Raw genomic sequence first — 21,257 nt, 5'->3', positions numbered from 1 at the left:
AGCTTGTTCGATCTCATCCTCTCCCCTTGTGGGAGAGGGTGGTTCGCCGCGCCGCGGCGAGACGGGTGAGGGGTATCTCTCCTCACGCAAGCCTCTCGCAGCATAACTCGCGGATGCAACCCCTCATCCGGCGCTTCGCGCCACCTTCTCCCACAAGGGGAGAAGGAAGAGCGCTCCTCAATTACAATACGACACGCCATCCAGGATCGCGCATTGCCGCTTGTTCGGTGCGTTCGGATCATCCATCGGCACCATGCCCTTGCCTTGGCCAACGAACACGCCGGGCCCGATATGCACTGAGCTCTTGTTGCCGATGATGACGCTCTGATGCGGCGTCGAGCTGGAGCGGGTCCCGTCCGGCCAGAGGATGGCGTCGCCCGAAAGGATCCCACGCCGGCCGTCGTCGCAGGTCACATCGACGCCTTGGCGCGTGCAGGCCTGGGCGTGAGCCGGCGTGGCAAAGCCGGCGCCAAGGGCTGAAATCAGGCTGAAGGCGGCGAGGGTCTTGCGGATGGTCATGGTGTCCCCGGTCATGTTTGGCGTCGTCAGGTGAATCGTCGCACCAAACCTGCGAAGGGTTCAGTCAGCAAGGGCAGCGGGCGACTCCCTGGTGGGCAATATTCTCTCGCAAATACAACATGTTGCGGAAAATTCACCTGATTCCCCAGCGATCCCTTGCAAAATCACTGGCGCCCCTTCAAGAGAGGGCGCTCCGGAGAGATGGCCGAGTGGCTTAAGGCGCACGCTTGGAAAGCGTGTGTGCGGGAAACCGTACCGTGGGTTCGAATCCCACTCTCTCCGCCATTGGCGCGATTTTACCCGCCACTTGCCCGCTACCGCTGCTCGGTGGCGATGCGCAGACCCAAAGCAATCAGGACCATTCCGGTCGCGCCCTCCACCAGGCGACGCACGGTGGGGCGTTGAAGTGCACGCCGCACCTTGTGGATAGCTGCGGCATAAAATGCGAGCCAGAGGAAGGTCATCGCTGCAAAGACAATTCCAAGAGCGAGCAGGGCCGCAAAGGTCGAACCGCCTGTTGGTGCAAACTGGGGAAGCAGGCTGGTGAAGAAAACAGCCATCTTGGGATTGCTGAGGTCGCTGATGAGCCCCTGCCTGAAAGCCATCCAGGGGCTCACGCTTCTATGCGGGGGGTTTTCCACCGCGATCTCCAAACCTTGTTCCGGCGGCCAAAGGGCTTCGTATAACGCGACGACGCCCAGATAGATGAGATAAGCGGCCCCCAAATATTTGATCGTCAGAAACAGTGGCGCCGAGGCCACCAGGAGAGCGGCAAGGCCGACGCTGGTCGCCAGGGCCCAGACCGTCTGTCCAACTGCGATGCCGGCCGCCGTGCAGATCCCGCCAGTCCGCCCGGCCAAAAGAGTGCTGCGGATCGTCGTGGCCGTGTCGGGTCCCGGTGTCACGATGACGATGATCGACGTGCCGATGAATGCAAGAAAAGATAGCATGCTCTGCTGCTCCCGGCACGTTGCCGGCGACTATCATACACACTGCCGAGGTTTTTTGGATCGGCTCGGCGCACGCGATGGAGATAGCTCAAGGGATTGGGAGGCCCTTGCTCGCTGGCTATACGTTGTGGCAGGCGAGTGCCCGATCGTCCACGGACCGAAGTTCCGGAACGTCGACCAGGCAGCGATGGCTGGCCAGCGGACAACGCGGCGCGTAGGCGCAGCCGCTTGGCCGCTTGAACAGGCTTGGTGGTTCACCCGTTTCGATCGCGCCGAGAATTCGCTTGGATGGGTCCGGCTTCGGAATCGCCGCTACGAGCGATCGCGTATAGGGATGGCGCGGATCATCGAGGACTGCCCGCGTTGTGGCCTGCTCCACGATCCGACCCATATACATTACGGCGACACGATTGCTGATTTGTCCAATGACGCCGAGGTCGTGGGAGATGAACAGCATCGACAGTCCCAGCTGCTCCCGCAGATCCATCATCAGGTTCAGCACCTGGGCCTGCACGGACACGTCGAGGGCCGAGACCGGCTCGTCGGCGATCACGATGGACGGTGAGGGAAGGATTGTTCGCGCGATGCCGGCCCGTTGCCGCTGCCCGCCACTCAGTTCGTACGGATAGCGCGCGGCAAAGGACGGATCCAGGCCGACCGCCGTCAGTGCGGCGGCGATCGCGGCGCTGCGCTCGGCGCGGCCCGTGAAGAAGCCATTGATATCGCCAGCCTCGGCGACCGAGTCGCCGATCGTGCGGCGCGGGTTCAGCGATGCATAGGGATCCTGAAAAACCATCCGGATGTTCAAGCGCATGTCGCGAAGGCCGGCGGCCGACATGTCCTTGCCCTTGAAACTGATGCTGCCGCTGTCCGGCCGCGCCAGCCCTACGATGGACCGGCCCACCGTGGTCTTGCCACAGCCGGACTCGCCGACGATTCCGAGCACCTCGCCCTCTGCCAGCGACAGCGACACACCGTCCACCGCTCGCACCTGATATTTTCCGCCGCTTCGCCTGACCTTGAAGGAGACCTTCAAATCCTTGATGTCGAGGACAGCGTTTCCGGTCATCGCGGTCCCCCGTCGTCCAGGGGGAAAGCGCAGAGCACCTCATGTCCTGAAGAAACCTCCGCGCGCGGTGGGGCCACCGAGCGGCACGTCTCGCGCACCGCCGCGCATCGTGAGGCAAAGACGCAGCCAGCACGCACCGTGCCGGGTGCCGGCGGCTGGCCTCCTATGGTCGGCAGTCGGCGCGCGCCGGAGTTTCGCGACGGCATGCAGTCCATCAGTCCGCGGGTGTAATGGTGGCACGGCCTGCCGAACAATGCTTCGACGCCTGCAGTCTCCACGATCCGGCCCGCATACATGACTGCAACACGATCTGCGAGCTGCGCGATCACGCCCATGTCGTGGGTGATGAACAACATCGCCATGTCGAGGCGGTTGCAAAGCTCGCGCAGTAGACCGAGAACCTGAACCTGGATGGTGACATCAAGTGCCGTGGTCGGTTCATCCGCGATCAAGACCTGAGGCCTGCAGGCCAGCGCGATCGCAATCATGACCCGCTGGCGCTGGCCGCCGGACAGTTGATGCGGATACGCGGACAGCTGCATTGCGGGATCCGGCATGCGCACCAGCTCGAGCAGCTCGCGTGCCCGGGCGGTCGCCGGAAGGCCGGACACGCGATCATGCACCTGCACGGCTTCGGCGATCTGATCGCCGATCCGACGAACCGGGTTGAGCGATGTCATCGGCTCTTGAAAGATCATCGCCATGCGGCCGTGACCCGCTTCGACGCGCTGCCAGGGCTCCATCTGTGTCACGTCGCTGCCCTCGAGCAGGACCTGGCCGGTCCGGATCCGCGGGCCGGGCTGCGGCAGCAATCCCATCACCGCAAGCGAGGTCATGCTCTTGCCGCAGCCGGATTCGCCGACGAGGCCGAGGATTTCGCCCTTGCCAAGTTCGAAGGACACCCCTGCGACGATGTCGACCGGTGCAGTCGCCGGCCCCAATGACACGGTAAGGTCTCGAACGGACAGCACGATCTAGCCCTTCTCGCCAAACAGCTGACGGAACCGGGGATCGAGACGATCGCGCAGTGCATCGCCGACCAGGTTGAGTGAAAATGCAGTCGCCACGATCATCATGCCCGGAAAGAACAGCAGCCACGGCGCGCGGGTGATGAAGGTGCGCGACTCCGCCAGCATGTTGCCCCAGCTCGGAATCTCCGGCGGAGCGCCGAGGCCGAGGAAATCCAGCGATGCCGCGCCAAGCTGCGCGAACGCGAAGACGAAGCTGGCCTGCACGAGAAGCGGTGAGACCAGGTTCGGCAAGATATGCTTGCCGATCAGCCAGGCCGTTCCGGCGCCCATGCTGCGGGACGCCTCGACATAGGTCTCCGTGCGCAAACGCAGTGTCAGGCCGTAAACGATCCGCGTTGTTGTTGTCATGTAGCCGACCCCGATCGCCAGAATGGCATTGGCGACGCTCGGGCCGAGGACGACGATCAGCCCAAGCGCGAGCAGCAGGCTCGGGAAGGCCATGAGCACATCGACCATGCGCATCAGCACGTGACCGAGCCGGGGGAACAGCGCGGACAGAACGCCGATCGGCACGCCTGTCGCAAGGGCGAACCCGACCACGCCCGAACCGATCAGCAGCGCCATGCGCGCCGACTGGATGGCGCGTGACAAGGTATCCCGGCCGAACTGGTCGGTCCCGAACCAATGAAGCGCGTCCGGAGGTGTCAGGCGGATCGCCGGGTCGATGGCGTAGGGGTCGTAAGGTGCGAGCCAGGGCGCGAAAATCGCGGCGAGCAGGGTCCCCAGGAGGATGCCGAGCCCCACCAATGCGATCGGGCGCGCGATGAACGGCTTCAGCCAGAAGATTGCGCCATCGCGGCTCATTGCAGTTCGACCCGCGGGTCGAGCAAGCGATAGCTCAGATCGACGATCAGGTTGATCAGGAGATACACGACGACGATGACCAGAATGACGCCCTGGATCACCGGATAGTCCCGGCGGAGGATCGACTGAACCACGAGGCGGCCGATCCCCGGCAGGGCGAACACGGTTTCAGTCACCACGGCTTCGGACAACAGCGCTGCGAATGTGAAGCCGAATGCCGAGACCACGGCGAGGAGCGCGTTGCGCAGGATATGCCGTCTCACGACCTGCCAGGGCCGGATGCCCTTTGCCCGGGCCGTGCGCACATAATCCTCGCGCGAGACGTCGAGCATGCTGGCGCGCGTCAGCCGCAGAATCAGCGCCGCATTCGGCGCCGCAAGCGCGAGGCTCGGAAGGACGAGATAGCGGAGATTGACGAGGCCGCCTTCGAAGATCGATGGATAACCGGAGCTCGGAAACCAGCCGAGCCACGCGGCAAAGATCAGGATCAAATAGAGCCCGACCCAGAACGTCGGAATCGAGGCCATCAGCATCGCCGCGCCTGACAGTCCCTGGTCAAGCCAGGTGCCGTGCCGGACCGCTGCGATCATGCCGACCGGTACGCCGATGAGCGTGACCCAGATCATCGTCATGGTGGCGAGCAAGGCGCTGGTCTCGGCACCATCAGCAATGACCGACAGCACCGGCGCCTGGAAGAAAATCGACCGTCCGAGGTTGCCCTCGGTCACGTGGCCGATCCAGGTCAGATATTGCAGGATGATCGGTTGATCCAGACCAAGCTGGTGCCGCAGGGCATCGATCTGATCGGGGGTCGCGGTGTCGCCCAGCAGAACATAGATGGGATCGCCCGGAATGACGTGGATGAAGGCAAAGATAATGACGGACGCCGCCAGAAGCGTCACCGCCGTCGTTGCCGCGCGCTTGAGTGCGTAAGACCACATGCGATTGTGCGGCTGATCAGCGGCGACGATGCGCGCCGGCGCTGGACATTGCGGGTGGTCTCATTGCCTGGTCCCTATTTCGTGGACACATTCCAGAACGCGGGACCATTCGGGTTCAGCCCCTTCAGCTTGGGAGAAGCGATGTCATAGGTGTAGGCATCCCCCACTTTCATGACCGGAACCTGGTCGTAGATCAGCGATTGGATCTTGTCCCATGTCGCTTTGCGTGCCGTCGGATCGGTCGATTTGATCAAGTCGGCCCGAAGTGCGCCGATCTCGGGGCTGTCCCACCACCCGGGGTAGCTCGCATTCAGGAACGTGAGGAGCAGCGGATCGGGCGAGAACGAATGATGGGTGACAAAGATGTCCCACTGTTCCGGCTGACCCCGCATCTTCAGAAGCGTCGCCCAATCGACGACCATCATTTGAACGTTGATCCCGGCGTCGGCCAGCTGGCGCGTGAAGACAGAGGCTTCATCGTAGTGAGCCTGGTAGTTTGTCGAGACCAGGAGGCGGATCGGAGCCCCCGTGTAGTCGGCTTCCTTGGCAAGCTCCTTGGCCTTCTTTGGATCGTGGAGGCTGTAGCTGGAAACACCTTCCGTCGAGTACCAGGGCGTGCCCTTGGGAAAGATCGATCCTTCGGCATTCCACAGGTCCTTCGAGCCGAAGGCGACGCGCAGGGCCTGCGACTTGTCCAGCGCCATCTGGATGGCGCGGCGGAGCTTGTAATTGTCCTTCAGGATTCCCTGCTTCGAGTTCATGAAGAAAAGGCCGAAGATCGGCGCGTTGGTACGCTGCACCTGAACCGATGGGTCCTTGCTCAGGGATTCGTAGAGATCGCCGGAGATCATCTCCGCATAGTCGTAGTCTCCGGCCTGCACGCCGCTCACGCGCGTTCCGACGTCAGGCACCGGAATGAAGCGGATCTTGTCGAAAATGGCGGCGCGCGCACCGGCGAAGCCGTCGCTTTTCTCCTTGACCGGCTTGTAGCCGTCAAACTTCTCCACTTCGACATAGCGGTTCGGCCGCCACTCCACGAACTTGTAAGGACCGGTGCCGATATAGTCCTTCTGCTCGATCGGCTTGTTGCCTGCATTGGCGGCGATCTCTTCCGGATAGATCGCAAGGCCGCCATTGACGTCCGCAATGAGGGTTTTCCAGGCTCCGTTGGGCGCTGATAGTTTCAGCGTAACCTCATACTTTCCAGTGGCCTCGACTGAGGTGGCTGCGGCCATCAGGAGCTTGCCGCGCGCGCCGACATTGCCCCACCGCGTCATCGAAGCGACCACGTCCTTGGCGGTCATTTCCTTGCCGTTGTGGAAGGGCACACCCTCCCGCAGCTTGATGACAATGGTCTTGCCGCCGTCTTCCTCACGATCACTCTCGGCCAGCAGGGGGCGTGGCACGTAGGTCGAGTCCAGCGCATACAATGTTTCGAAGATGTGGCGGCCGATAACGGATGCGACGTCGGCTGTCGTCAGCATGACGTCGAGTGGCGGCGGCTCGCCGATCGTGGCTTCACGAAGCAGGGTGGCCGCGCTGGCCTGCGCATTCAGAAACAATGCGGTGGCAATGCCAACGGCGCCACGCATCAAGACACTGAGGTCGCATCTCATGATCGCCCCTCCCACCTTGTTTTGGCCGCCTGCCTCGATGTGCAGGGGATGCACCTACCGGTGTTGATCCGGCGGCACGTTATCGTTGTTTGAAAGTTACAAGCAGATTATGCTAGGTTTCAAGTGAAAAATTGCCATAGATTGCTCGTCTGCCGATACATGAGCCGGTCAAGGCTGAAGGTTTCTTACGGCGATCTCGTTCGGCGATCTCCTGGCCGAGGCGCGGGTTAATCCGACCTGAGGAAGGGCGCGCATGCCGCGTGCGAAGCGAATTCAAACGTCGAAAGCCGCTGGGACTGCAGGCTCGACGCCATTGCGCCGCGACGCTTTCGTGGCCGGCGACATCGTCTCTGTCATCAGGCAAAGTGCTCCGAGTCTCAGTCCCTCGGAACAGCGTGTTGCCATGGCGCTGCTGGCCGATGTCGAGTTTGCCATTCACGCGAGCAATGCCGAGCTGGCGCGTAGCGCGCGTGTCAGTGAACCGACCGTGACCAGATTCAGCCGCTCCGTCGGCTGTCGCGGCGTCCGCGACCTCAAGGTGAGGCTGGCTCAGGCAATGGCGGTGGGGCGGATTTACCTTGAACTGCCCCCGCATGTCGGCACGGATCTGGCGCGCCCGGCGCTCTGGCGTTCGGTGTTCCAGGAAATTCGTCGTGCAATTGCCGCCGCCGAGGAGGGACTACGGCGAGAGGACATCGACAGGGCGGCCGAAGCGATTTCCCGCTGTTCGAAATTGGCCGCGTTCGGCGTGGGCGGCGGCTCGACCCTTGCGGCGATGGAGGTTCAAAACCGCTTCTTTCGTCTCGGGATCGCCGTCTCGCACAGCTCCGACCCGATTCTGATGCGCATGATCGCCGCGACCTTTGGCCGGGGCGATGTCGTGGTCGCCATCTCGACCACGGGTATGGCGAACGAGGTGATCGAGGCAGCCCGTATTGCCAAGCAAAACAGCGCGCTTGTCGTCGCGATTACCAAGCCGCAGAGCAAATTGGCCTCAATCGCCGATATCGCGCTCGGCGTGCACGTGCCCGAAGCGCCCGATGCGCTCAAGCCGACCGCGTCGCGCTATGCTCTTCTCGCAGCCATCGATCTGCTCGCCGCGTCGACGGCCTATTGCAAGCCGCTCGAAGCCCAGACACGGATGCGTCGGATCAAATACGAGTTGCTGAAGGGGACGGACGGGAGTTCAAACGGGCCGCTCGGCGACTGAACCACGCCGAGCTTCGATGAATCCCGGCGTCAGTTTCGCGCCCCTGCGGTCGGACCGGATTGAGAGACCTGTTGGTTCAGAAATGTCTCGAGGGTACGGCTGACGAACTGGTTACCTTCCGGCGTGAAATGCGCCCCGTGCTCCGCGCCGTAGGCGGCGGCACCATCCAGGGGCACGAATGGAATTCGGCGCTGCTGCAAATAGGAGATGAGTTGATCGTCCTTGTGCTGGAGGGCGACGAGCAGCCTGCCGTCGTTGCCCGTGACGAAATCGTCGATCGCGCCCACCAGTTTGTTGGTGGGATCGGGGACGAACAGCTGAGGCGCATGGAGCTCGACATAGGCGAACGAGGCGAGACGCGCCAGCCACACGTGGCGCGGCAGCCACTCATCGCGGATCATCAACTTCAGTGATTTCGGTACCGGCTGTCCCCTGGCGGCCAGCGAGCCATCGGCCGTCGTCTCGAAATAGGGCTTGCGGTAGCCGCCGTATCGGACATTCGTTCCGTTGTCCAAGCGATCGTTGTCGGTGCAAAACAGCAGCACGACGATGGCGGGCTTGATAGTGGGCCACAGCCGCTTCAGCCAGAGCAGCTCTTGATCCGTCCCGTATCCGGAGACGCCTGCATTGAGAATCGAGAATTGCGGCAGCCGCTGTCTCAGCAGATCCGTGAAGCGCTCATTGGCCTCGGCATCGACGCCCCACACGAACGAGTCTCCGAGAAACAGGATGGCTGGCCTGCCATCGGGTCGGTACTCGATGTCGCGCAGTCCGAGGCTGTTGTGTCTGGCGTGGATCGTTCTCGCGGTCGTGACGATGGCTTCGGAATTGGGGACCGGGATCCAGCCGAGTTCGGCATCGTAGTCATAGGACAGCGAGCGCTCGCTCGAGTCCTGGCGCAGCACACGAAAGTCGGCCAGCCGAAGCGCACCTTCGACGGCGAGCAGTGACAAGAGGATGATGACGAGCGTCGACCCAAGGGACTTGAGATTCACGGCTGCTCCATCGCGTGAAACTATGCCGACGAATATTGCACATTGACGACGATTTGCACTCCCTCTTGAATTGGCGTTTCGGTTTCGTCCCTTTTTCGTGGCGCCAGTCGCCGGAGGTCAAAAGCCTGGCGTCCTTCGCAGTGCTTATTGTGGTGCAGCAAAAGCGAGCAGCAGTATAAATCCGGCATTCCGTCGCCTTGAGTTTCGACGCCTTAAGCGGATAAGCTGGCAGCGCCCAATGGCAGGCGCGGGGCCTTGGCAGACGATGCGCGGAGAGGGCTGATGCAGTTTCTGGAATCGTCCGGCGAAGAAATCGTTGCCGGACCGAGCAATCGCAATTTCGGCTTCACGATGGCGTCGGTGTTTGCACTGATCGGGCTCGTCGGTCTCTACAAGCATTCGTCTCACGCACCGTTCTGGCTTTGCGCCGCGGTCGTTTTCGCTGGCCTGACGCTATGGCGTCCGCAAACGCTGGGATTTGCCAACCGGGCCTGGCTGAAGCTCGGCCTCTTGATGTACCGCGTCGTCAATCCGATCATCATGGCGATCCTGTTCTTCGGCGTCATCCTGCCGATCGGATGGATCATGCGATTGTCGGGCAAGGATTTTCTCCGGCTCGGGCGCAGCACCGCATTATCGACCTATTGGCTTCCCCGTTCCGACCCAAGAGACATTTCCGAATCGATGCGCCAGCAATTTTAGGCACAACACATGTCATTCCTGCGGGAGTTATTCGCGTTCATTCGAGCCCGCCGCAAATTCTGGCTCATTCCGATTCTGGCGGTGATGCTGGTCCTCGGCGGTCTGTTGGTCGTGACCAAGGGATCGGCGTTGGCGCCGTTCATCTATACGCTGTTCTGAGCAATCGAGATGCGTATCCTGGGAATCTCGGCCTTCTATCATGACAGTGCCGCGGCGCTCGTGGTTGACGGCAAGATCGTCGCGGCGGCGCAGGAAGAACGCTTCACGCGCAAGAAGCACGATTCCGGATTTCCCGCCTCGGCGGTCCGCTACTGCCTTGCGGAAGCCGGCATTGGCGCGAGCGCGCTCGACCATGTCGTGTTCTACGAAAAGCCGTTTCTCAAATTCGAGCGCCTGCTCGAGACCTACCTCGCCTTTGCGCCACGCGGCTTTCAGTCGTTCCGGACCGCCATTCCGATCTGGCTCAAGGAAAAGTTGTTCCAGAAGAGCGTGCTCCGCAATCACCTGCGCTCGATCGACGACGCTGTCGATTGGGAGGCGAAGCTTCTGTTTGCCGATCATCATCAAAGCCACGCGGCCTCGGCGTTCTTCGCTTCTCCGTTTGCCGAATCCGCGGTCCTGACGCTCGATGGTGTCGGCGAGTGGACGACGACGTCGGCCGGCTTCGGCCGCGACAACACGCTCGATCTGCGGCGCGAGATCAACTTTCCGCATTCCATCGGGCTGCTCTATTCCGCTTTCACCTACTATACCGGCTTCAAGGTCAATTCCGGCGAGTACAAGGTGATGGGGCTCGCCCCCTATGGCGAACCGAAATATGTCGGCCTGATCCTCGAGCATCTCGTCGATCTCAAGGACGACGGCAGCTTCAGGCTCGATCTCGGCTATTTCGATTATTGCACCGGTCTCACCATGACCAATGGCCGTTTCGATGACCTGTTCGGCGGTAGGCCGCGCGATCCATCGGAGCTGCTGGAGCAGCGTCACATGGATCTGGCAGCGTCGGTCCAGCAGGTGACCGAGGAGATCGTGCTGCGGCTCACGCGCAGCCTGGCGCGCGAGGGCCTTTCGAAGAATCTCTGTCTCGCCGGCGGCGTGGCACTGAACTGCGTCGCCAACGGCAAGATCCTGCGTGACGGACAATTCGAGAAGATCTGGATCCAGCCGGCCGCTGGTGATGCCGGAGGCGCGGTCGGCGCCGCGCTGGCCGCGTACCATCAATTCGCGGGCAAACCCCGGATCCCCGCGCCGGGCGACGCCATGGCAGGAAGCTATCTCGGGCCGGCCTTCGCGCCATCCGAGATCGAAAGCCGGCTGCGAGCAGCCGGTGCCGTGTTCGCCGCGCTCGACGACGACGCCATCATTCGCCAGACCGTCGAGGCCCTGATCGCGGAGAAGGCCGTCGGGTGGTTCCAGGGGCGAATGGAGTTCGGTCCACGTGCGTTGGGCGCGCGCTCCATTCTCGGTGATCCCCGGTCCCCCACCATGCAGAGCTCGCTCAATCTGCGCGTCAAGTTTCGCGAAAGCTTCCGCCCATTCGCGCCGGCGGTGCTCCGTGAGGATGTCGCCGACTGGTTCGAGCTCGATGAGGACAGTCCTTATATGCTGCTCGTCGCGGACGTCTTGCGTAAGCGGCGGTTACCGGCCGATCCTCGCCACGAGACGCTGTTCGGTATCGAGCGCCTTCATATCGCCCGATCGGACATCCCGGCCGTGACCCATGTCGACTATTCGGCGCGCGTCCAGACCGTGCATGCCGACACCAACAAGCGGTTTCACGACCTTCTCACGGCCTTCAAGGCCGCGACGGGTTGTCCGGTGCTGGTCAATACCAGCTTCAACGTGCGCGGCGAGCCGATCGTGTGCACGCCGGAAGATGCCTTCCGCTGCTTCATGGGCAGCGATATCGAGGTCCTGGTGGTCGGCAATTGTTTCCTGAGGAAGGAAGACCAGTCGCCCGCACTGAAGCTCGACTACAAGAACCGCTTCGAGCTCGACTGATGGACAGGGATGACGACGCTGCTCGCAAGGGGCAGAAGCCGGGTCGCAAAGCCCATTCGCTCGTAGCAATCTTGATTGTGACGTCTTTGACGTTGGCGGCTTTGGAGGTCGTGCTCCGGATCGCCGATTTCCGCGAGCTGCGGGACGGCATCACCGAGCGCTCGCTGAGTTACGCCTATGACACCGAGCTCGGATGGGCCCCGGTTCCGGGGGCGGTCTCCGTCGTGACCAACGTGCGCAAGATCCACGCCGCGCACAACCGCCTTGGCCTGCGTGACGAAGAGTTCACGCTCGATGCACGTCCGACTGTCATGTTCCTCGGCGATTCCTTCGTCTGGGGGCTCGATGCCGAAGCGGGCGAGCGCTTCAGCGAGCTGCTCAAGCCGCGCCTGACCGGGTACAAGATACTGGCAGCAGGCGTGTCGGGTTACGGCACCGACCAGGAATATCTGCTGCTGAAACGATTATGGCCGCAGGTAAAGCCGGCGATCGTCGTCCTTATCTTTTGCACCAACAATGATCGCGACGATAACAGCACCAACATCCGTTACGAGGGCTATCACAAGCCTTACTTCGCCACGTCGGCGGATGGATCGCTGGTGTTGCAGGGACAGCCAGTTCCAACGTCGCTCCTGCAAGCCATCAGGGAAAATTGGTGGGTCAAACATGTCTGGCTGCTGCGGCTTGTGAGCGCCGTCTACCTGAAGCTCGAGTATCCGAAGGTGCAGGTGCCGGACCCGACCGAACGGCTGATCGACAAGATCAGGGAATTCGTCGAGGCCAATGGCGCCCGGTTCCTGGTTGGCCTGCAAGCCACCGACGAGAGCCTCGTTCGCCATCTGCAGGCCACGCATGTTCCATTCGTTGCGCTCGACGGTGCCGATGCCTATCCCGGCGCCGCAAGCGGTGCTCACTGGACGCCGGAGGGACACAAGTTCGTCGCCGAGAAGCTTTACGGCCTGTTGTCGGCTAACGGTGTGGCCGCATCCGCCCCGCCGACATCGGAGCCGCAGCGGCGGTGAACTTCGGGCCTAGCCGCCTGTGGTCACCCGCCATCCCCCGTCTCCTGCGCGCTTCAGCACGGGATCACTCACTCGTACTCGCTCCGCCAGGAAATCGATGAATGCGCGTACGCGCGCAGGCAAGGGAGCCGTGTGGCCGACATAGACGGCGTGGATGTCTTCGCGGTCGCCTGGATTGTAGCTTTGCAGCACTGGCACGAGCCTCCCGGCCTCGATGTCTGGGCCGATGTGGAACAGGGCGAGACGCGCAAGGCCGACGCCGCCGAGGGCAAGGCGGCGGGCAGCTTCGCCGTCGCTGACGCGGGCGGCCGGCGGCGGCACGGCTTCCTCGGTGCGATCGCCGCGCTTGAACGGCCAGCCGCCGCGGATGCGGGGGAAGGTCCAGCCGATGCCGCGATGCTTGGCGAGATCCGCCGGGATCTTTGGCGTGCCTGAGCGTGCCAGATAGCTCGGCGAGCCGACGACGACCATGCGGCTGGTGCCGAGCTTGCGCGCAATCAGGCGCGAAGCCTTGAGCGGACCGACACGGATGGCGACATCGGCGCGCTCCTGCATCAGGTCGATCAGCGTATCTGTCATCACCAGATCGAGCGTCACGTCGGGATGCTCCGCGAGAAAGCGCGGGATCAGCGGCATCAGATGCAGCATGCCGAACGGGATGTTGCTGTTGACGGTGAGGCGGCCGCGCGGTGTCGCGCCGGATGCTGCCTCGCGTTCGGCCTCCTCCATCTCGCCGAGGATGCCAACGGCTCGGCGGTAGAAGGTCTGGCCTTCCTCCGTCAGCGTCAGCTTGCGCGTGGTGCGGTTGATCAGTCGCGAGCCGAGCCGCGCCTCCAACCGCGAGATCAGCTTGCTGACGCCCGATGGCGTCAGGCGGAGCTTTCGCGCCGCCTGGGTGAATCCCCCGAGGTCGACGACGCGGACGAAGACCTCCATCTCGGCGGAACGGTTGGTATCGAAGCGGGCCATGTTGAATTCACGTCACAAATGATTGGATTGCGGACATTCTAATGATTTTACGTGGATCCGGCTATCTGCGTGGCTCGTCTCATCTATCGGAGCCACGCATGCCTCCCGCCGTCCTCGCGCTCACCGCCGGTGCCTTCGGCATCGGCACCACCGAATTCATCATCATGGGCCTGCTGCTGCAGGTCGCCGCCGACATGCACGTGTCCGTGCCGGTCGCGGGCCTGCTCATCTCAGGTTACGCGCTCGGCGTCTTCGTTGGCGCGCCGGTGCTGACCCTGGCGACGCGCCGATTGCCGCGCAAGACCGTGCTGCTGGCGCTGATGGCGATCTTTACCCTCGGCAACGCGGCCTGTGCGCTCGCGCCGAACTATGAGCTCCTGATGGCCGCCCGCGTGCTGACGTCGCTTGCGCACGGCACCTTCTTCGGCGTCGGCTCGGTCGTTGCCACCAGCCTCGTCGCCGAGGACAAGCGCGCTTCCGCCATCGCCACCATGTTCATCGGCCTCACCGTCGCCACCCTGTTGGGGGTGCCCTTCGGTGCCTGGTTCGGCCTCATGCTCGGCTGGCGCGCGGCGTTCTGGGCGGTGACGGCGATCGGCGTGATCGCGTTCGCGGTGGTGGCGGCGCTCGTGCCCGGACATGTCGGCAATGGCGATAAGCCGATCTCATTGGCCGAGGAAATTGCCGTGCTGGGGCGAGGACAGGTGCTGCTCGGTCTTGCCATGACCGTGTTCGGCTTTGCCGGCGTGTTCGTCGTCTTCACCTATATCCAGCCGATCCTCACACGCTTTACCGGCTTCTCGGAGGCCGCCGTTTCGCCGATCCTGCTGGTGTTCGGCGTCGGGCTGGCTGTCGGCAATGTCGCCGGCGGAAAGCTCGCCGACCATGGTCTCGCGCGTGCACTGACCGGCACACTGGCCGCGCTTGCCATTGTGCTGCTTGGCCTTGCCGCCGTGCTGTCGGTCAAGGTCGCCACGATTGCGCTGATCCTGCTGCTCGGCGTTGCGGCGTTCGCGACCGTTGCGCCGCTCCAGTTGCGCGTGCTGGAAGCCGCCGGCCCGAGCGGCCGCACGCTGGCTTCGAGCCTCAACATCGCGGCCTTCAATCTTGGCAACGCGCTCGGCGCATGGGCCGGCGGCGTCACCATCGATCGCGGGCTCGGCCTGCCGGCGCTGCCGCTGGTTGCGGCGGGCATCACGGCGATCGGCCTCGTGCTCGCGATGTGGAGCCTGCAGCTCGATCGCAGGCAGGCAGCAATCGCGGCGTGTCCGGCGGAATAGGGGAGGATCAGATGGAATATCGCAATCTCGGTGCGTCCGGGCTCAAGGTGCCCGTTCTCAGTTTCGGCACGGGTACGTTCGGCGGACAGGGCCCGCTGTTCTCGGCCTGGGGCCGCAGCGGCATCGAAGAGGCGCGCCGTCTCGTCGACGTCTGTCTGGAGGCAGGCGTCAACCTGTTCGACAGCGCAGATGTCTATTCGAACGGCGCCTCAGAGGAGATCCTCGGTGCCGCCATCAGGGGCCGGCGCGACAGGGTGCTCATCTCGACCAAGATGAGCCTGCCGATGGGCGATGGACCCCTGGATGCCGGGTCGTCGCGGCATCGGCTGATCGCCTCGGTCGAATCGGTGCTGCGGCGGCTCGGCACGGATTATCTTGATCTGCTCCAGCTCCACGCCTTCGACGCGTTCACGCCGATCGAAGAGGTGTTGTCCACGCTCGATACGCTCGTGCGCGCCGGCAAGCTGCGTTATGTCGGTGTCTCCAATTTCGCCGGCTGGCAATTGATGAAGTCGCTCGCCGTTGCAGATCGTCACGGCTGGCCGCGCTATGTCGCCCATCAGGTCTATTACTCGCTGCTCGGCCGCGATTATGAGTGGGAGCTGATGCCGCTCGCGCGCGACCAGGGCGTGGGCGCGCTGGTCTGGAGCCCGCTCGGCTGGGGCCGGCTCACCGGCAAAATCAGGCGCGATCAGCCCTTGCCGCAGAACAGCCGCCTGCATGCCACGGCGCAATTCGGCCCACCCGTGGACGAGCAGCGGCTCTATGCCATCGTCGACGTGCTCGACGCGATCGCCGCCGAGACCGGCCGCACCGTGCCGCAGGTTGCGATCGTCTGGCTGCTGTCGCGCCCCACGGTCTCCTCGGTGATCATCGGCGCCCGCGACGAGGCGCAGCTCCGCGACAATCTCGGCGCGGTCGGCTGGTCGTTGAGCCCGGATCAGCTGAAGCGCCTCGATGAGGCCAGCGCGGTGATGCCGCCCTATCCCTATTATCCCTATCGCATCCAGGAGGGGTTTGCGCGGCTGAACCCACCGCTTGTGTGAGTCCATCGCTCCTCGACAATTGCCGCTGTACAGATCCCGCTGCCGTCCATAACCTCCGCGCCGCAAACTTCAGGAGAGGCGACGTGGCGAAGAAGACGACGACCAAGAAGAAAAGCGTTTCGAAGAAAGCTGCAAAGACCGCGGGCAAGAAGGTCAATGTCCGCAAGGGACCTGCCGCGAAGGCGGCCAAGAAAACCGTCAAGAAGGCCGCGGCCCGTCGCCCCAAGGGGCCGGCCTGGCAATGGTCCGCGGTCGAGACCGCCGCTGCGATCCGCTCTGGTGCAATCTCCGCGGTGGAGACCGTCGAGGCGCATCTGGAGCGGATGCATGCGGTAAATCCGAAGCTGAATGCGGTCGTCGTCGATCTTGGAGAGGAAGCGCTGAAGGCAGCGCATGCGGCGGACAAGCAACGCGCCAAAGGTGGCGAGCTCGGTCTCCTGCACGGCGTGCCCGTGACCATCAAGGAGAACGTCGACTATGAGGGGCGGCCGAATTTCAACGGCGTCCCCGCCAACAAGAATCTCATTGCGCCCTCGGATTCTCCTGTTGTCCGCAACCTGAAGAAATCAGGTGCGATCGTCATCGGTCTCACCAACACGCCGGAATTCTCGTTTCGCGGCTTCACCGACAATCCGCTGCACGGATTGACGCTCAACCCGTGGAATCCTGACATCACTTGCGGCGGCTCCTCGGGCGGCGCGGGATCGGCGGTCGCTGCCGGCATCGGCACCATCGCGCATGGCAACGATATCGGCGGCTCGCTGCGCTGGCCGGCGCATTGCAATGGCGTGGCCACCATCAAGCCGACGCAGGGACGCATTCCCGCCTTCAACGCTAGTGCCACCGCAGAGCGGCCGATGCTGGCGCATTTGATGTCCGCGCAGGGGCCGCTCGCCCGCCATGTCGCCGACGTTCGGTTGGCGCTTGAGGTCATGAGCCAGCGCGATGCGCGCGACCCCTGGTGGGTGCCGGCACCGCTGATCGGGCCGAAGCCGAAGGGACCGATCAAGGTCGCGCTGGCGAAAATCCCTGGAGACATGAAGGTTGATCCGTCGGTCAGTGCCGCGCTGCGTCAGGCCGCCGATCATCTGGAGCGTTCCGGCTACCGCGTCAGCGAGGTCGAGGTGCCCGACATCAACGGCGTCTGGCAGACCTGGTGCGACATCATCACCAACGAGACGGTGGTGATGCAGGAGGCCGGCATGCTGAAAGTCACCTCGGAGGATTTCCACAAGGCTTGGAACGGCATGAAGACCAAGGCCAATGCGCTCGATCTTCCCGCCTGGATGCGTGCCACCGCCGCGCGCAGCGGCCATATCCGCGCCTGGCAATTGTTCTTCGAGGAGTATCCCGTGGTGCTGGCGCCGACCACGGTGCAGCCGACGCCGGGTCCGCGCGACGACACCGTCAGCGCCGAGCGCGTGCAGGAGATCTTCTGGGGTGAGATCCGCTTTATCTCCGCCATCAACGTGCTGGGTCTGCCCGGTGCCGTTGTGCCGGTCGCCTTGCATGACGGCAAGCCGATCGGCGTGCAGCTCATCGCCGGCCGCTACCGCGAGGATCTCGCGCTGGACGCCGCCGCCGCGATCGAGAAGCGCGCGGGCGTGCTGGCCCATCGGCTCTGGGAAACGATGGCGTAGGTTGATAGGACTGGTTCTCCCTCTCCTCGGCGGGAGGGAGAAGCCGATGATTGCCGCGCACTAGTTAATCGAAATTGACTCAAATTTTAGCCAATTCGCCAACAACCATTAGGGTTACTTCCTCGATCTCTAAGCGAATTATTGTCCGCTTTACCACCCGCCTCTAACAGAGGGACGGCGGACAACGCACATGCCTCATACAGGCCAATAAGTGCGGGCCGCGCCACGCGGAGGTGGTACGATGCGCAACGAGACGATTGCTATTCACGCCGGCTACGAGCCCGAAGCCACCACGCACGCGGTCGCCGTGCCGATCTACCAGACCGCGGCTTACGCCTTCGACAGCGCCGATCACGGCGCAGCGCTTTTCAATCTGGAGGCCGAAGGATTCCGCTACAGCCGCATCGCCAATCCAACCAGCGCAGTGCTCGAGAAGCGCATCGCCGAGCTCGAAGGCGGCGTCGGCGCCCTCGCGGTTGCGACGGGCCAGGCGGCGCTGCATTTCGCTTTCGTCAACGTCGCCGACCACGGCGGCAACATCGTGTCGGTGCCGCAGCTCTACGGCACGACCCACACGCTGCTGTCGCACATCCTGCCGCGGCAGGGCATCACCGGCCGCTTCGCCGAGAGCGATGCGCCTGATGCGATCGCAAGGCTGATCGACGAGAACACCCGCGCCGTGTTCGCCGAGACTATCGGCAATCCCGCCGGCAATGTCTGCGACATCGAGGCCCTGGCCAAGATCGCGCATGCCCATGGCGTGCCGCTGATCGTCGACAATACCGTTGCAACGCCCATCCTGCTCAAGCCGTTCGACTACGGCGCCGACATCGCCGTGCATTCGCTGACCAAATTCCTGGGCGGCCACGGCACCACGCTCGGCGGCGCCATCGTCGATTCCGGCAACTTCCCCTGGGCTGAGCATGCCGACCGTTTCCCGGCCTACAACAAGCCGGATGCCTCCTATCATGGCCTCGTCTATGCCGAGCGCTTCGGCAGGACCGCCTATATCGAGCGTGCGCGGAGCGTCTATCAGCGCACCATGGGCTCGGTGCTGTCGCCGTTCAACGCCTTCCTGTTGCTGCAGGGCATCGAGACCGTGGCGCTGCGCATGGAGCGCCATTGCGAGAATGCCCGCAAGGTCGCCGAATTCCTGCGCAACGACCCGCGTGTCGCCTGGGTCAACTACACCGGATTCCCTGACAGCCCCTATTATTCGCTGGTCCAGAAATATCTCGACGGCAACGCCTCCTCCCTGTTCACCTTCGGCATCAAGGGCGGCATGGAGGCCGGCAAGGCCTTCTATGACGCGCTGAAGTTGATCACGCGCCTCGTCAATATCGGCGATGCCAAGTCGCTGGCTTGCCATCCCGCCTCGACCACGCACCGGCAGATGTCGGCGGAGCAGCAGCGCACAGCCGGCGTGCTGCCGGAGACGATCCGCCTCTCGATCGGCATCGAGCACGCCTCAGACATCATCGAGGACATCGATCAGGCGCTGGAAAAGGCCTGCCCCACCGCGCGTCTTCAGGCCGCGGAGTAGGCAATCGGACCGATGAGCGTCCTGATCGCCAGGGATCAAGGTATCGCGAGCCCGGCACTCGTTCCAGCCGAGGGCGACCTCGCGCGCGATCATGCGGGGGCCGAGCTCACCATCGGGCTGATCAACAACATGCCGGATACGGCGCTGAAGGCGACCGAACGGCAGTTCATGAAACTGCTGCAGGCCGCCGCAGGACCGCGCCGCATCCGCTTTCATTGCTTCTCGCTGCCTTCGGTGAAGCGCTCGCCGGAGGCGAAGTGGCATGTCGAGAGCGAATATTCCGATCTCTCCGATCTCAAGCACCGGAAATTCGATGGCCTGATCGTAACAGGCGCGGAACCGGTGGCACCTGAGCTCGACCAGGAACCGTACTGGCGTGATCTCACCGAGCTGATCGACTGGGCCAAGGTCAACACCCGCTCGACAATCTGGTCGTGCCTCGCCGCCCATGCGGCGGTGCTCCATCTCGATCGCGTCGAACGACAGCGCTTGCCGTCGAAATGCCATGGGATTTTTGACTGCGAGGCCGTGACCGGCGATCCGCTGACCCGCGATGCGCCGGCGCCGCTCAAGGTCTCGCATTCGCGTCTGAACGAAGTGACCGAGCGGGATCTCGCCCAGGCCGGCTATCAGGTGCTGACCCGGTCGGCTCAGGCTGGAGTCGACGTCTTCGTCCGGCAGTATGCCAGCCGCTTCGTGTTCTTCCAGGGCCATCCTGAGTACGACGCGCTGTCGCTCCAGCGCGAATATCTGCGCGACATCGGCCGCTACCTCGCGCGCGAGCGGGAGGTCTACCCCGCCCTCCCGGTGAGTTATTTTGACGCGGCGACCGAAGAGAAACTCGCCCGCTTCGAAAAGCGCGCGAAGCACCAGCGTCATCCGGCGCTGACCAACGAGTTACCCGCGCTGACCTTGCGCACCGATATTGCGGCCGGCAGCGCCGCGGCGGCGCTATTTCGCAATTGGCTGCAATATCTCGGCGCGGAGGCGGATGCGCCCCTGCCGGCGCGTTAACCCAAGGCGGCGGGTTCCGCGTTAGGATTACCCAAGCGTTAAGCTTGCCTCACACCCCGCGCAAATGTTTCAGTACGGAAACACAGACTCACAGGGAATGCATTCGTGCTGTCGGGCCTCAACGGACGCTTGAGCAATCGGCTGGCCCGGCATTTTCGCGCCGTACCGCACCGCTTGCCGGCGCACGCGCCGATGGTGAGCTTCACCTTCGATGATGCGCCTGACAGCGCCGCTGGCGAAGGAGCTTCGCTGCTGGAAGCGCATGGCGGGCGCGGCACCTACTATCTCTCCGGCAGCCTGATCGATCGGCCCGACGATCATTGGTACGGCCTGTCGAACGATGCGATCGTTCGGCTGCATCGTGCCGGCCATGAGATCGGCTGCCACACCTTTTCACACTCTCGCGCGGTCGATCTCGACGAGAACGCGATGACGCGCGAGATCGAGCGGAATCGCAGCCATTTTCGCGATATCGATTCCTCGATCGAGCTCGAGAATTTCGCCTATCCGTACGGTCTCGCCTCGATCTGGCGCAAACCGCAGCTCGCCAAGATCTTCCGCTCGGCGCGGGGCATCCTTCCCGGCGTCAACAGCGACGTGATCGATCTCCAGTTCCTGCGCGCTTCGCCGCTGGTCACCAGCGAGATCGATACCGATGGCGTCGACCGCTATTTCGATGAAGCGGTGGCAAGCGGCGGCTGGCTGATCTTCTATGGCCATGACGTCGTGGATACGCCGAGCCCCTATGGCTGCACGCCGGCCCTGTTGGGCCACGCGCTGCAGGCGGCCAAGGCGCGCAATATGCCGATCGTGACGGTTGCCGAGGCCTTGCGCAGAATCGGGGCGTAGCTCCTTCTTCCTTCTCCCCTTGTGGGAGAAGGTGGCGCGAAGCGCCGGATGAGGGG

At 63.4% G+C, this 21,257-nt stretch carries 20 protein-coding genes and 1 tRNA gene; 12 read left to right on the top strand and 9 right to left on the bottom strand.

Going from position 1 to position 21,257, the window contains the following annotated elements; translation table 11 throughout:
• Positions 1–177: 177 nt before the first annotated feature.
• Complete coding sequence (locus tag Q0687_RS13260; RefSeq protein WP_298877262.1) at positions 178–519, bottom strand: hypothetical protein; 342 nt, start codon at positions 517–519, stop codon at positions 178–180.
• A 195-nt stretch (positions 520–714) separates the two neighbouring features.
• Here Q0687_RS13260 and Q0687_RS13255 point away from each other — a divergent pair.
• Positions 715–804: transfer RNA gene (locus Q0687_RS13255), tRNA-Ser, on the top strand.
• A gap of 29 nt (positions 805–833) precedes the next feature.
• Here the strand turns inward: Q0687_RS13255 and Q0687_RS13250 are convergent.
• The 6 genes from Q0687_RS13250 to Q0687_RS13225 form a co-directional block, all read right to left on the bottom strand.
• A complete protein-coding gene (locus Q0687_RS13250) occupies positions 834–1,469 on the bottom strand; it encodes a LysE family translocator (protein WP_298877246.1) in 636 nt (211 codons plus the stop codon).
• A 118-nt stretch (positions 1,470–1,587) separates the two neighbouring features.
• Positions 1,588–2,538, bottom strand: coding sequence for an ABC transporter ATP-binding protein (locus Q0687_RS13245; RefSeq protein WP_298877243.1), 951 nt, complete (start codon positions 2,536–2,538; stop codon positions 1,588–1,590).
• A complete protein-coding gene (locus Q0687_RS13240) occupies positions 2,535–3,509 on the bottom strand; it encodes an ABC transporter ATP-binding protein (RefSeq protein ID WP_298877241.1) in 975 nt (324 codons plus the stop codon). Before Q0687_RS13240 ends, Q0687_RS13245 begins: the two co-directional genes overlap by 4 nt.
• Before the next feature lie 3 nt (positions 3,510–3,512).
• On the bottom strand, positions 3,513–4,373 hold the full coding sequence (locus Q0687_RS13235) for an ABC transporter permease (RefSeq protein WP_298877239.1): 861 nt from the start codon (positions 4,371–4,373) through the stop codon (positions 3,513–3,515).
• Entirely contained in the window at positions 4,370–5,314 is a 945-nt protein-coding gene (locus Q0687_RS13230; RefSeq protein WP_298877236.1) for an ABC transporter permease, read from the bottom strand. Before Q0687_RS13230 ends, Q0687_RS13235 begins: the two co-directional genes overlap by 4 nt.
• 74 nt (positions 5,315–5,388) lie before the next feature.
• Positions 5,389–6,930 (bottom strand): ABC transporter substrate-binding protein, encoded by a 1,542-nt coding sequence (locus tag Q0687_RS13225; protein WP_298877233.1) that lies wholly within the window; start codon positions 6,928–6,930, stop codon positions 5,389–5,391.
• A gap of 253 nt (positions 6,931–7,183) precedes the next feature.
• Here Q0687_RS13225 and Q0687_RS13220 point away from each other — a divergent pair, with 253 nt between their 5' ends.
• Positions 7,184–8,140 carry a MurR/RpiR family transcriptional regulator gene (locus Q0687_RS13220; protein ID WP_298877230.1) on the top strand — a complete coding sequence of 319 codons (957 nt, stop codon included), beginning with the start codon at positions 7,184–7,186 and terminating at the stop codon, positions 8,138–8,140.
• A gap of 29 nt (positions 8,141–8,169) precedes the next feature.
• Here the strand turns inward: Q0687_RS13220 and Q0687_RS13215 are convergent, their stop codons facing one another.
• Positions 8,170–9,093, bottom strand: coding sequence for an SGNH/GDSL hydrolase family protein (locus tag Q0687_RS13215; RefSeq protein ID WP_298877227.1), 924 nt, complete (start codon positions 9,091–9,093; stop codon positions 8,170–8,172).
• Between the two features lie 324 nt (positions 9,094–9,417).
• Between Q0687_RS13215 and Q0687_RS13210 the strand changes: the two genes are divergently transcribed.
• The 4 genes from Q0687_RS13210 (at position 9,418) to Q0687_RS13195 (ending at position 12,860) form a co-directional block, all read left to right on the top strand.
• Entirely contained in the window at positions 9,418–9,837 is a 420-nt protein-coding gene (locus Q0687_RS13210; RefSeq protein ID WP_298877224.1) for an SxtJ family membrane protein, read from the top strand.
• Positions 9,838–9,846: 9 nt separating this feature from the next.
• Entirely contained in the window at positions 9,847–9,996 is a 150-nt protein-coding gene (locus Q0687_RS13205; protein ID WP_298877221.1) for a DUF5989 family protein, read from the top strand.
• Between the two features lie 9 nt (positions 9,997–10,005).
• Complete coding sequence (locus Q0687_RS13200; protein WP_298877218.1) at positions 10,006–11,838, top strand: carbamoyltransferase; 1,833 nt, start codon at positions 10,006–10,008, stop codon at positions 11,836–11,838.
• Between the two features lie 110 nt (positions 11,839–11,948).
• Positions 11,949–12,860 (top strand): SGNH/GDSL hydrolase family protein, encoded by a 912-nt coding sequence (locus Q0687_RS13195; protein WP_298877215.1) that lies wholly within the window; start codon positions 11,949–11,951, stop codon positions 12,858–12,860.
• Positions 12,861–12,869: 9 nt separating this feature from the next.
• On the opposite strand, the gene Q0687_RS13190 is transcribed toward Q0687_RS13195, so the two are convergent.
• Positions 12,870–13,829: a LysR family transcriptional regulator gene (locus tag Q0687_RS13190; protein ID WP_298877212.1), complete on the bottom strand. Its 960-nt coding sequence runs from the start codon at positions 13,827–13,829 to the stop codon at positions 12,870–12,872.
• Positions 13,830–13,927: 98 nt separating this feature from the next.
• Here Q0687_RS13190 and Q0687_RS13185 point away from each other — a divergent pair, with 98 nt between their 5' ends.
• The 6 genes from Q0687_RS13185 (at position 13,928) to Q0687_RS13160 (ending at position 21,201) form a co-directional block, all read left to right on the top strand.
• On the top strand, positions 13,928–15,109 hold the full coding sequence (locus Q0687_RS13185; RefSeq protein WP_298877209.1) for an MFS transporter: 1,182 nt from the start codon (positions 13,928–13,930) through the stop codon (positions 15,107–15,109).
• Positions 15,110–15,120: 11 nt separating this feature from the next.
• Complete coding sequence (locus tag Q0687_RS13180) at positions 15,121–16,155, top strand: aldo/keto reductase (protein ID WP_298877206.1); 1,035 nt, start codon at positions 15,121–15,123, stop codon at positions 16,153–16,155.
• Positions 16,156–16,238: 83 nt separating this feature from the next.
• Positions 16,239–17,795 (top strand): amidase family protein, encoded by a 1,557-nt coding sequence (locus Q0687_RS13175; protein WP_298877201.1) that lies wholly within the window; start codon positions 16,239–16,241, stop codon positions 17,793–17,795.
• A gap of 241 nt (positions 17,796–18,036) precedes the next feature.
• A complete protein-coding gene (locus Q0687_RS13170) occupies positions 18,037–19,338 on the top strand; it encodes an O-acetylhomoserine aminocarboxypropyltransferase/cysteine synthase family protein (RefSeq protein ID WP_298877198.1) in 1,302 nt (433 codons plus the stop codon).
• 12 nt (positions 19,339–19,350) lie between these two features.
• Positions 19,351–20,352, top strand: coding sequence for a homoserine O-succinyltransferase (locus Q0687_RS13165; RefSeq protein WP_298877195.1), 1,002 nt, complete (start codon positions 19,351–19,353; stop codon positions 20,350–20,352).
• 105 nt (positions 20,353–20,457) lie between these two features.
• On the top strand, positions 20,458–21,201 hold the full coding sequence (locus Q0687_RS13160) for a polysaccharide deacetylase family protein (protein WP_298877192.1): 744 nt from the start codon (positions 20,458–20,460) through the stop codon (positions 21,199–21,201).
• Positions 21,202–21,257: the final 56 nt, after the last annotated feature.

The sequence above is a fragment of the uncultured Bradyrhizobium sp. genome, assembly GCF_936928535.1.
Classification (GTDB): domain Bacteria; phylum Pseudomonadota; class Alphaproteobacteria; order Rhizobiales; family Xanthobacteraceae; genus Bradyrhizobium.
This window is presented reverse-complemented; position numbering and strand designations above follow the sequence as displayed.

Coding starts and splice junctions, on each gene's coding strand:
- Q0687_RS13260 (WP_298877262.1), bottom strand. CDS start 519: ATGACCATCCGCAAGACCCTCGCCGCCTTCAGCCTGATTTCAGCCCTT.
- Q0687_RS13250 (WP_298877246.1), bottom strand. CDS start 1,469: ATGCTATCTTTTCTTGCATTCATCGGCACGTCGATCATCGTCATCGTG.
- Q0687_RS13245 (WP_298877243.1), bottom strand. CDS start 2,538: ATGACCGGAAACGCTGTCCTCGACATCAAGGATTTGAAGGTCTCCTTC.
- Q0687_RS13235 (WP_298877239.1), bottom strand. CDS start 4,373: ATGAGCCGCGATGGCGCAATCTTCTGGCTGAAGCCGTTCATCGCGCGC.
- Q0687_RS13230 (WP_298877236.1), bottom strand. CDS start 5,314: ATGTGGTCTTACGCACTCAAGCGCGCGGCAACGACGGCGGTGACGCTT.
- Q0687_RS13225 (WP_298877233.1), bottom strand. CDS start 6,930: ATGAGATGCGACCTCAGTGTCTTGATGCGTGGCGCCGTTGGCATTGCC.
- Q0687_RS13220 (WP_298877230.1), top strand. CDS start 7,184: ATGCCGCGTGCGAAGCGAATTCAAACGTCGAAAGCCGCTGGGACTGCA.
- Q0687_RS13210 (WP_298877224.1), top strand. CDS start 9,418: ATGCAGTTTCTGGAATCGTCCGGCGAAGAAATCGTTGCCGGACCGAGC.
- Q0687_RS13205 (WP_298877221.1), top strand. CDS start 9,847: ATGTCATTCCTGCGGGAGTTATTCGCGTTCATTCGAGCCCGCCGCAAA.
- Q0687_RS13200 (WP_298877218.1), top strand. CDS start 10,006: ATGCGTATCCTGGGAATCTCGGCCTTCTATCATGACAGTGCCGCGGCG.
- Q0687_RS13190 (WP_298877212.1), bottom strand. CDS start 13,829: ATGGCCCGCTTCGATACCAACCGTTCCGCCGAGATGGAGGTCTTCGTC.
- Q0687_RS13185 (WP_298877209.1), top strand. CDS start 13,928: ATGCCTCCCGCCGTCCTCGCGCTCACCGCCGGTGCCTTCGGCATCGGC.
- Q0687_RS13180 (WP_298877206.1), top strand. CDS start 15,121: ATGGAATATCGCAATCTCGGTGCGTCCGGGCTCAAGGTGCCCGTTCTC.
- Q0687_RS13170 (WP_298877198.1), top strand. CDS start 18,037: ATGCGCAACGAGACGATTGCTATTCACGCCGGCTACGAGCCCGAAGCC.
- Q0687_RS13165 (WP_298877195.1), top strand. CDS start 19,351: ATGAGCGTCCTGATCGCCAGGGATCAAGGTATCGCGAGCCCGGCACTC.